The organism is Pigmentiphaga daeguensis, from assembly GCF_039523035.1.
Taxonomy (GTDB): Bacteria; Pseudomonadota; Gammaproteobacteria; order Burkholderiales; family Burkholderiaceae_B; genus Pigmentiphaga; species Pigmentiphaga daeguensis.
This window is the reverse complement of record NZ_BAAAEN010000001.1, coordinates 54,482-69,768: the sequence shown is the minus strand read 5'-3', so window position 1 is coordinate 69,768 and position 15,287 is coordinate 54,482. Positions and strand designations below refer to the sequence as shown.

Below are 15,287 nucleotides of genomic sequence, written 5' to 3'. Positions count from 1 at the left end.
CCATGTCGCAGACCCCTGTACTCCCGCCGAACGAGCGCCGCATCCTGCGGCTCGATGAAGTCGAAGCGAAGTCCGGCTTCAAACGCGCCCACATCTACAACCTGATGAAGAAGCGCCAGTTCCCTCAGGCGCTGCGCCTGGGCGTGCGCGCTGTCGGCTGGGATTCGATCGAAATCGACCAGTGGATCGCCGAGCGCCTCAACCACCGGACCTGACCCGCTCTCCCGCGGACTTCCCATTCCCAGCCGGAGAGCGCCATGCAGGTCGTGTCCATCATTTCAACGAAGGGCGGCGTCGGCAAGACCACGACGGCCGCCAACCTGGGCGGGCTCGCCGCGGACGCGGGCCTGCGCGTGCTGCTGCTCGATCTCGACGTGCAGCCCACCTTGTCCTCCTACTACGAACTGACCCAGCGCGCGCCGGGCGGCATCTATGAGCTGTTGGCCTTCAACGAGCGCGACCTTGGCCAGCTCGTGTCCCGCACGATCATCGCGGGCCTGGACCTGGTGCTGTCCGACGACCACCGGGGCGAGCTGAACACGTTGTTGCTGCATGCGCCGGATGGCCGCCTGCGGTTGCGGCATCTGCTGCCAGCACTTGCTCCCCTCTACGACCTGGTGCTGATCGACACCCAGGGCGCGCGTTCCGTGCTGCTGGAGATGGCGGTGCTCGCCTCCGATCTCGCGCTGTCGCCCGTCACGCCGGAGATCCTCGCGGCACGCGAGCTGCGGCGCGGCACCATGCAGTTGCTCGAAGACATTGCGCCGTACCGGCACCTGGGCATCGAACCGCCGCCGCTGCACTTGCTCATCAACCGCGTCCACCCGGTGTCCGCCAACGCACGGCTGATCCAGCAGGCCTTGCGCGACCTGTTCCAGGACAGCGCCGGCATCCGCGTGCTCGCCACCGACGTGCCGGCCATAGAAGCGTATCCACGTGCCGCAACGCGCGGCCTGCCGGTGCATCGGGTCGAGCACCGCCAGCCGCCCGGCAGAGTCGCCCCTGCCGCGCTCGACACGATGCGCGCGCTCGCCAGCGAGTTGTTCCCGCAATGGCAGGACCGACTGGCTCAAGTATCCGGCCGCCCGCAGCGACCTCTTGATCCTGGGAGGCCCCATGGCGAACGCACATGAGCTGGCCCGCGGCCACAAGCGGCTGCGCGCCCTGATCGAGTTCGCGGTCGGTGAGGGCTGGCACGTCAAGCGCACGCCGGGCGGGCACCTCAAGTTCACCAAGGCCGGCTGCGCGGCGATCTACACGAGTTCGACAGCGAGTGACCACCGGGCCGAATTGAACGCCCGTGCGCAGATCCGCCGCGCCGAGCGAGAGGCCCGCATGGCGCCGGCCGGCGGTCGTGGGGACTGCGAGGGGTGCGGCCATGGCTGACATGACCTCGCAGGACATGGCAGGCAAGCTGCTCGCGGCCGGCTTCGAGCGCAGCGGCCCAGCGGCTACGGCCTTGAGCGACCCGATCGCGGACACGCCCATGGTCGTGACGCTGGACCAGTTGCGGCCCTACGACCATGACCCGCGCATGAAGCGCAACCCGGCTTACGAGGAAATCAAGGCATCCATCCGCGAGCGCGGCCTGGACGCGGCGCCGGCCATCACGCGCAGGCCCGGCGAGGACCACTACATCATCCGCAACGGCGGCAACACGCGACTGGCGATCCTGCGCGAACTCTGGTCGGAGACCAAGGAAGAACGCTTCTTCCGCATATCGTGCCTGTTCCGACCATGGCCGGAGCGCGGTGAAATCGTCGCGCTGACCGGGCATCTTGCCGAGAACGAACTGCGCGGCGGCCTCACGTTCATCGAGCGCGCGCTCGGCGTCGAGAAAGCACGGGAGTTCTACGAGCAGGAGAGCGGCGCCGCCCTGAGCCAGTCGGAACTGGCCCGCCGCCTGGCGGCCGATGGCTTCCCCGTCCAGCGGTCGCACATCACCCGCATGGCCGACGCGGTGCGCTACCTGCTGCCCGCCATTCCCACTGTGCTCTATGGCGGCCTGGGGCGCCACCAGGTCGAGCGGCTGTCGGTCATGCGCACGGCCTGCAAACGCACCTGGGAGCACTACGCCAAGGACCGTTCGCTGCCGCTGGACTTCGACAGTTTCTTTCAGGAGGTGCTGGCGCAGTTCGACACGCAGGGCGACGAGTTCGCGCCGCAGCGCGTGCAAGACGAGCTGATCGGCCAGATGTCCGAGCTGCTGGGCATCGGCTACGACGTGCTGGCGCTGGACCTGACCGAATCGGAAAGCCGCCACCGGGCGCTGGTCAGTGACCCGACGCCACCTGCGGCGCAGCCGGCGTTGCCTTCGCCCACCGCCGGCACGCCGACTCCGCCGGGCGCAGCATCGTCCATCGCCACGCCTGCAGCGGCGGCCGGTCCTCCACCCGCCAGCCCTCCGGCGTCCGAGCCCACCTTGCGCCACGACGACACGGCGGTTGGCGAAGCGGCCACGGGAAGCCAGCCGGCCGCACCGGGCGATCTGCTTCGCGAGCACATCGTCTCGCCAGCACCGACGACAGAACGGCTCCAATCGATCCAGCGCATGGTCGCCGACCAGTTGGGCGATGCGCTGCCGCCCGACTTCTCGGCGAGCGTGCTGCAGTCCATCCCGGTGCAAGCCGGCGGACTCTATCCGATCTCCGACGTCTGGTACATCGACGCCGGCCTGGACACGCCCGATCGGCTGCGCATCCACATCGCGCAGTTCGCGCGCGAGATCGCCGGGGAGGCAGGCCTGGACGAGTGCATCGAGGATCGCGCCGATGGCATCGGGTTTGCGTGCCGCGCCCGCGGCCAAGCCCCGTCGCCGCTCGGCCGCGCGGTGCTGACGCTGCTCACTTCCCTGACGGGTCAGCCCGTCGCCGAAGCGGGCCTGGACGGCGCGCAGCTCGCCGCCGACCTGCCGACCCTGTTGCACGGCCAGAGCCAAGGCCATGGCAGCGGCGCAAGGCGCTTGAGCGACACGGCGTTGGTCAAGCTCTTTCGGCTGCTGCGCCTCGCCCGGCGTCTGCTGGACCTGGAAGCCGGCACCACGGCGCCCGGGACGTGAGCGAGGGAGGCCGCATGTCCACATCGCATCCGCTCAACCAGGCCGTGATTGCCCAGGCGCTGTATGACCTTCGCAACGGCCAACTGCGCCGCTGCAAGGCCATGGGCTTCGGCGAGGCCGAGCTGGATGCGCTCAAGCACCCCGCGCTGATCAGCGTGCTGGCCAACGCCAGCGTCTCGTGGTGCTCGGTCACGGTCAACCGCGAAGTGCTGCAGCGCCTGCTCAACCAGGCACAGGACGTGGAGAAGGAAATCGCCACGGTCGATCGCATGCTGCGGCTGGGGGCCAGCACGGAGATGGTCAGCCGCTTCTATGGCCTGACCCATCAGGAAGTCGCCCTGCGGCGGGAGATCCTCGGCCTGCCCAAGCGCAAGGGGCGCCACCCCGTCCTGGACGAGACCCAGGACACCGAACTGTGGCGGCAATGGAAAGCCGTGACCAGCAGCAGGAACGTCGATCTGGAGGACGAGACCTCGATTCTCGATGCGGCCATGGACCTGGCCGAGGGCATGTCGCTGCCGCTCTCGGTGGTCTGGGCCGCGATCAGGAACTGGGTCGATCAGGGATTGGGCTAGGCCATGGCCGTGGACGACACCGCCCCACGAGCCCAGCGCCCTGGCCCCATCGCACTCGCCGACCTGTTCGACGCTGCGCTGAAGGACCTCGCGCCCAAGTCCAGCTCTGGCGCTCCCGCGTCCCTGCCTGCTCCAACGCCCACGCCTCCTACGTCCGGCGACGCCTTCCTGTTCAGTGGCAATCGGCACGAGAGCGTGCCGCGGCGGCTGTTCCTCGACCGCCGCCTGACACCGCTGGAGCGCAACGCCTGGCAGGTGTTCCGATTGATGCTCAACGACGATGGCGTCACGGCATTTCCCACCTATGAGCAGTTGCGCCCCTGGCTGGCGTCGATGCCCTGCGCAGGCCAGGCCTCCCATGAGACCGTGGCGCGGGCGCTGACGCTGCTGCGCCTGACGCGCTGGCTGAGCCTCGTGCGACGACGGCGCGACCCCAAGACCGGTCGCATCCTCGGCAACCTCTACGTCCTGCACGACGAACCGCTGACGCCGTTCGAGGCGATGCAACTCGACGCCGACTACCTGGCCCTGGTCAGCCAGTCGCTGGGGCATTCGGCCAAGGCCGTCCAGGTGGTGGGACTCAACACCCTCCAGGAGATCGCGGACGACCCGATGCTGTCCGGACGCACCTTGCCGTCGCGGCTGCAAGTGCTCGCCGAGCGCCTGGCCGACCAGGGCATCACCGCCTCCGAAAGTTATCCACAGGAGGATGCGGTCCACGATTCCGAAGAAGGGCCCGCGAGCCTTCTTCGGAATGGCGATCGCCCATCTTCGGAATCCGAAGCAGGGCCGAAACCCGCGCCAGACGGCGCTCTTCGGAATTCGAAGCAGGACCGTACAGTACGTAGTAGTCGTATTGATGAAGTACGTACTACCGCGCAGGCGCGTGCGCTGGGCGACCTGCAATGGCCCAAGCGCTTCGCGGAACTGAAGGCGGAACAGCAGGCCGGAGCCAAGATGGCGTTGCAGCAGGTGGACGCTGCCCTGCGGCAGGCCGTGCTGGACGAATGGGCCGCACGGTGCGGCAAGCATGGCATCCGCAACCCCGCCGGTTATCTGTTCGGCATCATCCAGCGCGCCATGCGCGGCGAGTTCAATGCCTGGGCCAAGCAGACCGGCCCGGCACCGCCAACACCATCGGCGGCGCGAGCGCCACCAACCGAGCCGCCGCGCAACGTCGTGCCGCCCGAGGTGGCCCGGCAGCACATCGAGCGCCTGCGCGATCTGCTGCGCAAATCCTGAGCACAGGGCTTGTCAAAGCCGTGAAGTAGATCTCCATGGCGGTCGGCAGAAACGGTCCCCTGGGGACGGCTGTGCGGTGAAGCGCCGGGCGACGGCGCGACATGCTGCGCAAAACCTGAGTAGAGCGCATGCAAGACCATGAAGCAGACCTCCATGGCGCTCAACGGAACGGTCCCCTGGGGACGGCTGCGCGGCGAAGGATCGTGTCGAACGGCAGCGCGACGTGCGGTGCAGCACGCATACCGTCAACAACCGAGGACGGGAACGCCGATGTGAGTGCCCATCTGCGGAGCGGTCCCCAGGGGACCGTTGCGCGCTGCGCCGCCAGCGCGCACAGAACCGGGGGTCGGCTCATTTCGGTTTGTTGACTGACTGCCTTCCGCTGCATGCGGATGCTGGCGGCTCCCTGTCCACCAGCGAGCGATCACCATGGCAACCAGCAACGAACCATTGCAACTCAACCTCGGCTCCCTGCGCAGCGCGATGTCGCTGACGCTGCACACCCACCACGCCTCGCGCATCTGGCATGGCCGCGCCGCCGCCGAGGGGCGACCGGGCATCGTCGGCCTGAACGGCTACATCGCCGTCATGAACAAGATGAAGCGCGGCTCGGAGCAGGACGACCCATACAGCGACTGGTGGATGCTTCGCATCGAAGACAAGCTCGACCAGACCAGGACCACGCTGCAGACGCTGCGCGACCAGGTGGACCAGGCCCTGGCCGGCGTGCCCGCCGCGTTGACCCTGGGCGAGAACCTCAACGTGCAGCCCGTCAAGCTTCCGCTGTTCGTCAATGCGCAGTTGGGCTTTGCCGCCGTCTATCTCCTGGCCGACTACGACGACATCGCGCGCAAGCTGATCCTCGCCCACCACACCGCGCTGATCGATCGCTCGACGTTGGAGCGCTGGCTCAACGAAGGTGCCCACGCGCTGCGCAGCCTGTTCAGCCTGGCCCAGCAATACCGCTACTCGGGCTGCACCCGCGACGACTTCGCGGCCAAGAACGCCGCAGCTCGGGCAGCATTGGAGAAGTTCGGCGAACTGCCGCAGGACGTGCTCGAAGGCATGCGCCGCTCGAAGTTTGCGCCGCCCGTCGTGCGCCGTGGTCTGCAACAGCGTGGTGATAGCGCTGCCGCAGCCGCATCTCCCACCGACGAAGGCGCTGCCGCCGATTCGGCCGAGGCCAAGTCCACAGCCGCCGGCGAGGACGAACCGGCATGAGCGACCCGAACCGCGAACCGCGCTACTTCCGTCGTCTGGAACAGCCAGCCTTCATGCGGCTGGAACACGCGGCCTCTCTAAAAGGCCTTTTAAAGCCTTTTAAAGGTAAAGGGGACTTCGAGGCCTGGGCCAGCCAGTGCTTCGCCATGCGCGACGAGTTGATTGCCCTGGCGCAGCGACAGGTGCTGCCACAGGCGTGCGGGCATCCCTTCCACCTGCTTCCCGTCGAGCTGGCCCAGCAGACCACTGGCGCAGGCACGACCTTTCTTCGCTGGCGCAAGCACGATCGATCGGCCATGGGCGTGGCGTTGTGGCAGGAGCTGATGGCGAGCCCCAGCACGCCGGTCAACCTGCTGCACGACCTGCACGAGATCGAACTGCAGCGCGTCATGCTGAACATGCAGATCAGCCTGCTGCACACCCTGGGCAGGCAAGCACAGGAATGCGCCAGCAAGGCCGCGCAGGCGGACAACACCTACCTGCGCCGGCTCGCGTCCGTTCCTGCCGCAGTGCGCGATCGGTGATTGCGCCTGCCATCCGAGCACGCGCCCGAGCCCAACGAGGCACGGGTATTTCAACCACCACGGAGATTCCAACATGAGCACACAATTCATCGGCGAGGGCAACATCGGATCGCCTCCCGAGTACCGCGAATTCCCCAATGGCAACGACGATCCTCGCCGGTTGCTCCGGCTGAACGTGTACTTCGACAACCCCGTCCCCACCAAGGGCGGCGAGTTCGAGGACCGCGGCGGCTTCTGGGCGCCGGTGGAACTCTGGCACCACGACGCCGACCGCTGGCAGCAGCTCTACCAGAAGGGCATGCGGGTGCTGGTCGTCGGCCGCATGGAGCGCGACCCCTGGACGGACAACGAAGATCAGCCGCGTGAGACTTGGCAGGTCAACGCGCGCAGTGTCGGCATCCTGCCGTACCGCATCGAGTCTGTGGCCCTCAGCCCGAAGCCACAGGAGGCAGAGCCGAAGCCCCAGGCCACCCAGGAATCGACGGCGCCGAAAGAGACCAAGCGCAGGAAGTGATCGGGCATGGAGGGCGGCTGCCGCAGTGCTTCGCCGCCCTCCATGCGCTGCGAATTATCCCCAGGGGATAGCTCCACCAACGTCCACCGAGTTCCACGCGCGCTCCCGGAAATCGCGGCTCTCGGCCCGCACACTTCCGGCCACGCACCTTCCCCGCACTCGCCATTTCATCGGCGTGAAAGCGGTCGCTGCCGCATGCGGCTTGTTTGCTGCTGCCAGGGGCTGCGCTCGGCATCCTCGATCCCAGCAACTCCATGAACAACAGGAATCGGGATGGACGGATATGCGGCTGTTCTTGTGCGAGAAGCCCTCCCAGGGCAAAGACATTGGCCGGATTCTCGGCGCCACGCAGCGCGGTGAAGGCTGCCTCAACGGTTCCGGCGTCACGGTCACCTGGTGCATCGGCCATCTCGTGGAGGCGGCGCCGCCCGAGGCCTACGACGAGCAGCTCAAACGATGGTCCGTTGAGCAGTTGCCCATCATTCCCCAGCACTGGCGGGTCGAGGTCAAACCGAAGACCGCCACGCAATTCAAGGTCGTCAAGGCGCTCTTGGCGAAGGCGACTCACCTGGTTATCGCCACCGATGCCGACCGCGAGGGCGAATTGATCGCCCGCGAGATCGTGGAGCTTTGCGGCTACCGCGGCCCCATCGAACGCCTGTGGCTGTCGGCGCTCAACGATGCGTCCATTCGGGCGGCACTGGGCAAGCTGCGGCCTTCGGCCGAGACGCTTTCGATGTACCACTCGGCGCTGGCGCGCTCCCGTGCGGATTGGCTCGTGGGCATGAACCTGAGCCGGCTGTTCACGGTGCTGGGGCGACAGGCGGGTTACGACGGCGTGCTGTCGGTCGGCCGCGTACAGACCCCGACGCTCAAGCTCGTTGTGGACCGCGACCGCGAGATCGCGCGCTTCGTGTCCGTACCATACTGGGCCATCGCCGTGTCCCTGTTCGCAGGCGGTTCGACTTTCGCCGCGCAATGGGTTCCACCCGATGCGTGCACCGACGACGCAGGCCGCTGCCTGCGGCAGCCGGTCGCACAGCAGACCATGCAGCAGATCCGCGCTGCGGGCAGTGCCCACGTCGTGTCGGTGGAGACTGAGCGTGTCCGCGAAGGCCCGCCGCTGCCGTTCGACCTGGGCACCTTGCAGGAAGTGTGTTCCAAGCAGCTTGGGCTGGACGTGCAGGAAACCTTGGAGATTGCCCAAGCCCTGTACGAGACGCACAAGGCCACGACGTACCCCCGCTCGGACTCCGGCTACCTGCCCGAGAGCATGTTTGCCGAAGTGCCCACCGTTCTCGACAGCCTGCTCAAGACCGATCCCTCGCTGCGCTCGATCATGGGCCAGCTCGACCGCTCGCAGCGCTCGCGCGCCTGGAACGATGGCAAGGTCACGGCGCACCACGGCATCATCCCGACGCTCGAACCGGCGAAGCTCTCCGCCATGAGCGAGAAGGAACTGGCCGTGTACAGGCTCATCCGGTCGCATTACCTGGCGCAGTTCCTCCCTCACCACGAGTTCGACCGCACTGTGGCCAAGTTTTCGTGCGGGGGGCAGAACCTGGCGGCCACGGGCAAGCAGGTTGTCATCCCGGGTTGGCGCCAGGTGCTCGCCGAGCCGCAGGCCGAAGACGGTGATGGCGAGGGCGATACTGCGGTCCGCGCCCAGGTGCTGCCCGCGCTGCCGAAACTGTATGAGGGCCTGGCATGCCAGGTGGCCGACGTCGATCTCAAGGCACTCAAGACGCTGCCGCCCAAACCGTACACGCAAGGCGAGTTGGTCAAGTCCATGAAAGGCGTCGCCAAGCTGGTGTCCGATCCCCGCCTGAAGCAGAAGCTCAAGGATACGGTTGGCATCGGCACCGAAGCGACGCGGGCCAACATCATCGGCGGCCTGATCGCTCGCGGCTACCTCGTGAAGAAGGGGCGCGCCATCCGCGCCTCGGATGCGGCTTTCACTTTGATCGATGCCGTGCCTGCGGCGATTGCCGACCCTGGCACCACCGCCGTCTGGGAACAGGCGCTCGACATGATCGAGGCCGGACAGCTCACCCTGGACGTGTTCATCGGCAAGCAGGCCGCGTGGATTTCGCAGTTGATTGCGCAGTACGGCAGCGCCTCCCTGTCCATCAAGGTTCCCCAAGGGCCGGCATGCCCGCAGTGCGGCGCACCCACGCGCCAGCGCAGCGGCAAGAGCGGCCCGTTCTGGTCGTGCAGCCGCTACCCGGACTGCAAAGGCACGCTGCCAGTCGAATCCGGCAGCTCCAAGCGCGGCGCCTCGCGCCCGCGCCGTAGCGGCCGCAAAGGCTCCTGACCGCCCCCGTTCCCCGTGAGCCGTGCCCGCCTTCGGCGGCGTGGCCCCTGTCCCGCACTCCGCCGCATGCCCTGCGGGACGCCCAGCGCGCAACGCCTTCTTGATCCGTGTGCGCGTCCCGCCCAGCCGTCCCCGGCCGCGGGACCTGAAGGTAGCTTCTCTGCGAGCCGCACCACGCGCGTTCTGTTGATCTGCGTTTCTTCCGCCCTCTGCGAAGGGTCTCCCGGTGGCTTGCCAGGCTGCACGAGCCACCGGGAGACCCTTCGTGGTCAGCGGTAATCGGTGCCGGTGCCCGCCGGTGCAAAAACGGGCTCCCTTTGTGCGCGGATGTGCGCCAGACGATGCCGGCCCCAGCCACGACATGGGCCGGGTGTGATTGCTTGATGAGCAGACGGTTCTAGCGACGACCGGGCCTGCCAATCAGCCCACGGGTGGTTCCTCTTTTCTCCCGAGCCGAAGGCCGTTGGGCCTTCGGCGCCATTCTCCTGCCCATCAACGTCCCGGCCCGGCCATTGGCCTGGGCCACACGAACAGGAGAGACGACATGCACCCTCAACCTTGCGCACCGCTGCTGTACGGCAGACGGAGGTCGAGAACGGCATGCCCGCCTATCGCGCGGCCATCGCCAATGGTACGCTCGGCTGCAGCCGAGGCCGTAGCCCAAAGGCTGGACTACCTCTTTTGCAGAGGTAAACCTCGGGATGAACTGGGCGAAAACATGCCTTATGTGCCCGCCTTACGGCGAGCTGTTTCCGATGCTTCGCGCAGGATTTCCCGCCCCCCATTCGCTGCGATTGCGGCCACGATGACGCCCAGCACCAGATCCGGGATGTTCGACCCGAACCCCATCACCAGCACCCCGGACAGCACAATCGCACCATTGACGATGGAGTCGTTGCTGGTAAAGATCGCTGACGCCTTGAAGTTCACATCTTCCCCGCGATGGCGGCGCAGTAGTCTGAGGCACACTAGGTTCAAAGCCGCGTTCAGCGCGGCCATGGCCATCATGGCTGGGCCGACAGGCTCTTCCCCTCCAGCGAAGCGGCGTAGGACTTCCAACAGCAGCAGCGCGGCCAGGCCGATTAGCAAGAAACCCGACAAGCGGGCCGCGCCCACCTTGACCGTTGCCGCACGACCGACGGCATACAGGCTAACCGCATAGACCGACGCATCGGCGAGGTTGTCCAACCCGGCGCCCATCAGCGCCGTAGAGCCAGCCCAGATGCCAAGGGCAATGCCGGCGGCGGACTGCGTCAGGTTGATCAGCAACACAGTCAGAAGAATCTTTCGGTCCTTCGCATCGCTCGCATCTAGGCGGCCCAACTCGTCGTTTTCGTGATTTCTGTGGTTTTCAGCCATGCATTGTTCCTTCCAAATCGATGGATGCTGAAGCCTGTAGCGGCTGGAGAGTCAAGGCGCAGATGCAACGAACTTGCCACAGGGTCTTCCCGGACGCCCTTGACTCTACCGTAGCTAGAAGGTTTTCCAATCCAGTCAGAGCTTTAGGACAGAACAGATGAGCACCAATGCGCCCCCTTCATTGCGACTGTCATCCGGTATGGCTGCTATCCACTGATCCGTGGCGCCACTGCGGTTGTGCTCTTCGGCGAGCTCGCGACCGGCCGGCCGTCTTTTCCGACGGAGCTACTCACAGTGATCGTCGCGCTCGCTTGTGCCGCCTTGCTAGAGGGCGGGCGGCCTTTCCACTCCCCGTTGAGCCAGTAGCGGCGTTCCAAGCTGTGGTTGGCCGTCGGCGCATGGCTCGGCTTCTTGGTCGTGCATCTGGCCTTCCAGCACTCCAATCTGGGATACCGGGTCGGGCCGTTGGGATTGTTGATCGGGGTGGCTGAAGCCCATCGCTGGCATCACAAGCGTGAGCACGAAGACGCCCAAGTCAACTACGGCGATTTCTGGATGCCCGGGGGCCACTTGTTCAGCGCTTTCCGGTCGCAAAAGCACACGCTGGGCGCCAAAGAGTGACACTCAAGAAAGATGGACTTTCCAATGGACTACGGCCCGCAGCTTGTCTATCCCTTCCGGAGCCGGCCAGCAGCGGCAAACGCTTGCGCTGCTGTCTATACGATCTTGCCCACGTCGCATTCTTGCGCGAGTCGGGCCTTGCGGCTTCTTGCGAAGCGATCGCGAGTTGCGTGGCGTGCCCATGAGTCGGGCCGCGTCGTGGCGCACTGCTACCTTGGCCTGCACCTGCACCTGCGCAGCCACGCCGCGATGCTCGGTCTGGCCTGGAGAACCCGTAAGGTGGCGGAGATTGCGGCGCGCAGGTCGTCCGGCTCGCGCTGGCTCCTGTGGGCCACGCCCTCGGTCGCACGCCGTCTCAAAACGTCAGAATCGCGCGCTTTCGCATGATGGAGCGCGGCACGTGGCTCTCAGAACTGGACCCGATCACTTCCAGCACCGATGACACGCTCGAGCTTCAGGCGGGCTCGGCCAAGCTGTTGAGAATGCCGCACTCGCGCGAGGTTCGGGCGCTATCGCAGGAGCGTCGCAGATCCATTAACTCGCGCTCCAAGGCGCGCAATTCCTTCATCTTGGTCCGCACTTGCGCGATATGAGCGTCGACCAGCGCGTTCACCTCGCCGCAGCCCAACTCTGGCCGATCCCGTAAGTTCAGCAGTTGACGGATCTCATCCAGCGTCATGTCCTTCGCCCGGCAGCGGCGGATGAACAGCAAGCGCTGCAAATGGACTTCGTCATAGAGCCTGAAGTTGCCCTCGCTACGTGCAGGCTCGGGCAGCAAGCCTTCTGACTCGTAAAAGCGCACGGTCTGCACCAAGCAATCTGCCTTCTTGCCCAGTTCACCGATCCGCATCATGGTTGCTTCCTATAAAAAACTTGACTCTATATCTACTAGAGGTTTTCTAATGATGGCATCCGGGGAAAACCTTGTCAATGAAGAGCGATCTATGAACAAAGAACCTTCCAGCCCATGCGCCTGCTCCGGCGGCAATGGCCAACAGACGGCGTGCGCCAGTGAGCAGGCCAGCACTGAAACCACCGTTTTCCACGTGAGCAACATGGATTGCCGCAATGAGGAAGCACTGGTGCGGCGAACGCTGGAGGGCATGCCCGGTGTCGAGCGGCTCCTGTTCGATCTTCCGCAGCGTTTGTTGACCATTTCGCACCGCGAAGTCTCGGCCGATGCCTTGGAGCAAGCGCTGAATTCGGTGGGCATGAAGGCTCAGGCTGTCCGAGACGCCGCCGTGTCGACCACCTACCGCATCGAGAACATGGACTGCCCGAGCGAGGAGAAACTCATCCGCTCGCACCTCGGGGCAGTCGAGGGAATTCAGGACCTCGACTTCGACCTCGCTGAGCGCACCCTGTCGGTGAAACACCTCGCTCAGGCACGCGCGCAGATGGAGCAGGTCCTGGCCTCGATCGGCATGCGCGCCAAGGAGCAGACCTTCGGCCACACGGGGCCGATCGAAGCCGCGGCTGTGATCCCATCCTCGGCCCTGCAGCAGCAACCAACCGCTGCCGTTTCCGCGCCGCCGATCGGCGAGCGGGTGACGTACCGGATCGAGAACATGGATTGCCCGACGGAAGAAGCGCTGATCCGCGACCGGCTGGGCAAGCTGCCGGGTGTGACCGCGCTCGACTTCAATCTGATGCAGCGTGTGCTGGGAGTCCAGCACACGCTGGCGACCTCAGCGCCGATCGAGAAGGCGCTTGCTTCCATTGGAATGCAGGCTGCGCGGCAGGACATGCAGACAGCCACCACGGTACTTCGCATCGCGAAGATGGACTGTCCGACCGAGGAAAGTCTGATCCGCGGCAAGCTGCAAGGCATGCCGGGCGTGCAGGGAATGGATTTCAACCTGATGCAGCGCACGCTCACGGTTCGGCACACACCCGACGCGATCAAGCCGGCAGTCGAAGCCATCGAATCGCTGGGCATGGAAGCCGAGGTCCAGAGGACTGATGAGCCGCGCGATGCCCCGGTGGCCGCGCACAAGACCAATTGGTGGCCGATGGCGGTTTCGGGCGTTGCGGCGGTGGCCGCCGAAGGCGTGTACTGGGTCAACGACGGCAATCATTGGGCCGTGATCGTGCTGGCACTGGTTTCGATCTTCACCGGCGGCCTCAGCACCTACAAGAAGGGCTGGATCGCGCTGAAGAACCTCAACCTGAACATGAACGCCCTGATGGCCATCGCGGTCACCGGCGGCATGGCGATCGGCCACTGGCCGGAGGCCGCCATGGTCATGTTCCTGTTCGCGTTGGCGGAAGTGATCGAGGCGAAGTCGCTGGACCGCGCCCGCAACGCCATTCGGGGGCTGATGGACTTGGCGCCCGAGACCGCGACCGTGCGGCAGGCCGATGGCTCATGGACAGAGCTGCCGGCCAAGGAGGTCGCAAAGGGCGCGGTGGTCCGCGTGCGTCCTGGCGAGCGCATCGCACTGGACGGCCTGATCACCTCGGGTCGATCGGCCATCAACCAGGCGCCCATCACCGGCGAGAGCCTGCCCGTCGAGAAGGCCGAAGGTGACCAGGTCTTCGCCGGAACCATCAATGAGACCGGCTCTTTCGAATACAAGGTGACCGCAGGCGCCAGCGACTCGACGCTCGCGCGCATCATCCATGCCGTGGAGTCCGCGCAGGGCAGCCGTGCGCCCACGCAGCGCTTCGTCGACCAGTTCGCCCGCGTCTACACGCCGGCGGTGTTCGCGGTGTCCGTGCTGGTTGCCGTCGTGCCGCCGCTCGCCTTCGGCGGCGCATGGTTTGACTGGGTCTACAAGGCCCTGGTACTGCTGGTGATCGCCTGCCCCTGCGCTCTGGTCATCTCCACGCCGGTCACCATCGTCAGCGGCTTGGCCGCTGCCGCCCGACGCGGCATCCTGATCAAGGGTGGCGTCTACCTGGAGGGCGGGCGCAAGCTCAAGGCGTTGGCCCTGGACAAGACCGGCACACTCACACATGGCAAGCCCGAGCAGACCGACTTCGTGCCGCTGATCGGCGAGGCGCAGGAAGTTGCCGCCTGGGCCGCAAGCCTCGCGGCACGCTCGGACCATCCTGTGTCTCAGGCCATCGCCCGCAAGGCGAACCGTGACGGCATCGCGCTGCACGAGGTCGACGACTTCGCGGCGCTGCCTGGCCGCGGCGTGCGCGGCCGCGTCGCCGGGCGCATGTTGCACATGGGCAACCACAGGCTCGCCCAGGAGCTGGGCCTGAGCGAAGCGACGCTCCAGGCTCGGCTGGAGACCCTGGAGCGCCAAGGCAAGACAGCGATCCTGCTGATGGACGATGCGACCGTGCTCGGCATTTTTGCAGTGGCCGACACCGTGAAGGAAACCAGCCGTGAGGCGGTGGCCGACCTGCAGGCGCTGGGTGTGCGCACGCTGATGCTGACGGGGGACAACCAGCACACGGCCGCGGCCATCGCTGCCCAGGTCGGAATCTCTGAAGCCCGTGGTGACCAACTGCCCGAAGACAAGCTCAAGACCATCGAAAGCCTGGTCGGCGGCGAGGGCCAGGTGGGCATGGTGGGCGACGGCATCAACGATTCGCCCGCGCTCGCCCGTGCCGACATCGGCTTCGCCATGGGCGCGGCCGGCACCGACACCGCGATCGAAACAGCCGACGTCGCCCTGATGGACGACGACCTGCGCAAGATCCCCGCCTTCATCCGGCTGTCGCGTAGCACTGCGGCGATCCTCACGCAGAACATCGTTCTGGCCCTTGGCATCAAGGCGGTGTTCCTTGCGTTGACGTTCACAGGGCATGCCACCATGTGGATGGCTGTGTTCGCTGACATGGGGGCAAGTCTTTTGGTTGTCGTCAATGGGCTGCGCCTCCTGAAGTTCAAGGCGGCATGAAC

At 66.1% G+C, this 15,287-nt stretch carries 15 protein-coding genes; 13 read left to right on the top strand and 2 right to left on the bottom strand.

Going from position 1 to position 15,287, the window contains the following annotated elements:
• The first annotated feature begins 2 nt into the window (after positions 1 to 2).
• The 10 genes from ABD104_RS00395 (at position 3) to ABD104_RS00350 (ending at position 9,448) form a co-directional block, all read left to right on the top strand.
• Positions 3 to 215 (top strand): AlpA family transcriptional regulator, encoded by a 213-nt coding sequence (locus ABD104_RS00395; protein WP_003090093.1) that lies wholly within the window; start codon positions 3 to 5, stop codon positions 213 to 215.
• Between the two features lie 42 nt (positions 216 to 257).
• Positions 258 to 1,133, top strand: a complete 876-nt coding sequence (locus ABD104_RS00390) for a ParA family protein (protein WP_003098988.1) — start codon at positions 258 to 260, stop codon at positions 1,131 to 1,133.
• The gene (locus ABD104_RS00385) at positions 1,117 to 1,386 is read left to right on the top strand and encodes a hypothetical protein (RefSeq protein ID WP_003050422.1); all 270 of its coding nucleotides are present in this window, start codon (positions 1,117 to 1,119) and stop codon (positions 1,384 to 1,386) included. The genes ABD104_RS00390 and ABD104_RS00385 overlap by 17 nt, the downstream gene beginning before the upstream one ends.
• On the top strand, positions 1,379 to 3,058 hold the full coding sequence (locus ABD104_RS00380; protein WP_004350508.1) for a ParB family protein: 1,680 nt from the start codon (positions 1,379 to 1,381) through the stop codon (positions 3,056 to 3,058). The genes ABD104_RS00385 and ABD104_RS00380 overlap by 8 nt, the downstream gene beginning before the upstream one ends.
• A 14-nt stretch (positions 3,059 to 3,072) precedes the next feature.
• On the top strand, positions 3,073 to 3,633 hold the full coding sequence (locus tag ABD104_RS00375; protein WP_003090097.1) for a DUF2857 domain-containing protein: 561 nt from the start codon (positions 3,073 to 3,075) through the stop codon (positions 3,631 to 3,633).
• 3 nt (positions 3,634 to 3,636) lie between these two features.
• Positions 3,637 to 4,875 carry an STY4528 family pathogenicity island replication protein gene (locus ABD104_RS00370; RefSeq protein ID WP_003116837.1) on the top strand — a complete coding sequence of 413 codons (1,239 nt, stop codon included), beginning with the start codon at positions 3,637 to 3,639 and terminating at the stop codon, positions 4,873 to 4,875.
• A 429-nt stretch (positions 4,876 to 5,304) separates the two neighbouring features.
• A complete protein-coding gene (locus ABD104_RS00365; protein ID WP_003098981.1) occupies positions 5,305 to 6,096 on the top strand; it encodes a PFL_4669 family integrating conjugative element protein in 792 nt (263 codons plus the stop codon).
• Entirely contained in the window at positions 6,093 to 6,620 is a 528-nt protein-coding gene (locus ABD104_RS00360; RefSeq protein ID WP_003098978.1) for a DUF3158 family protein, read from the top strand. Before ABD104_RS00365 ends, ABD104_RS00360 begins: the two co-directional genes overlap by 4 nt.
• A 73-nt stretch (positions 6,621 to 6,693) precedes the next feature.
• Positions 6,694 to 7,134, top strand: a complete 441-nt coding sequence (locus ABD104_RS00355) for a single-stranded DNA-binding protein (protein ID WP_003098976.1) — start codon at positions 6,694 to 6,696, stop codon at positions 7,132 to 7,134.
• A gap of 283 nt (positions 7,135 to 7,417) precedes the next feature.
• A complete protein-coding gene (locus tag ABD104_RS00350; protein WP_003116834.1) occupies positions 7,418 to 9,448 on the top strand; it encodes a DNA topoisomerase III in 2,031 nt (676 codons plus the stop codon).
• A 723-nt stretch (positions 9,449 to 10,171) separates the two neighbouring features.
• Here ABD104_RS00350 and ABD104_RS00345 read toward each other — a convergent pair.
• Positions 10,172 to 10,807, bottom strand: coding sequence for a cation efflux transmembrane domain-containing protein (locus ABD104_RS00345; protein ID WP_003098972.1), 636 nt, complete (start codon positions 10,805 to 10,807; stop codon positions 10,172 to 10,174).
• Between the two features lie 384 nt (positions 10,808 to 11,191).
• Here ABD104_RS00345 and ABD104_RS00340 point away from each other — a divergent pair, with 384 nt between their 5' ends.
• The gene (locus ABD104_RS00340) at positions 11,192 to 11,428 is read left to right on the top strand and encodes a sterol desaturase family protein (RefSeq protein WP_003098970.1); all 237 of its coding nucleotides are present in this window, start codon (positions 11,192 to 11,194) and stop codon (positions 11,426 to 11,428) included.
• Positions 11,429 to 11,440: 12 nt separating this feature from the next.
• The gene (locus ABD104_RS00335; protein WP_343926989.1) at positions 11,441 to 11,815 is read left to right on the top strand and encodes a DUF3703 domain-containing protein; all 375 of its coding nucleotides are present in this window, start codon (positions 11,441 to 11,443) and stop codon (positions 11,813 to 11,815) included.
• A 67-nt stretch (positions 11,816 to 11,882) separates the two neighbouring features.
• Here ABD104_RS00335 and cadR read toward each other — a convergent pair whose 3' ends face one another.
• On the bottom strand, positions 11,883 to 12,281 hold the full coding sequence (cadR, locus tag ABD104_RS00330; protein ID WP_003098965.1) for a Cd(II)/Pb(II)-responsive transcriptional regulator: 399 nt from the start codon (positions 12,279 to 12,281) through the stop codon (positions 11,883 to 11,885).
• Positions 12,282 to 12,372: 91 nt separating this feature from the next.
• Here cadR and ABD104_RS00325 point away from each other — a divergent pair, with 91 nt between their 5' ends.
• Entirely contained in the window at positions 12,373 to 15,285 is a 2,913-nt protein-coding gene (locus ABD104_RS00325; RefSeq protein ID WP_003098961.1) for a heavy metal translocating P-type ATPase, read from the top strand.
• Positions 15,286 to 15,287: the final 2 nt, after the last annotated feature.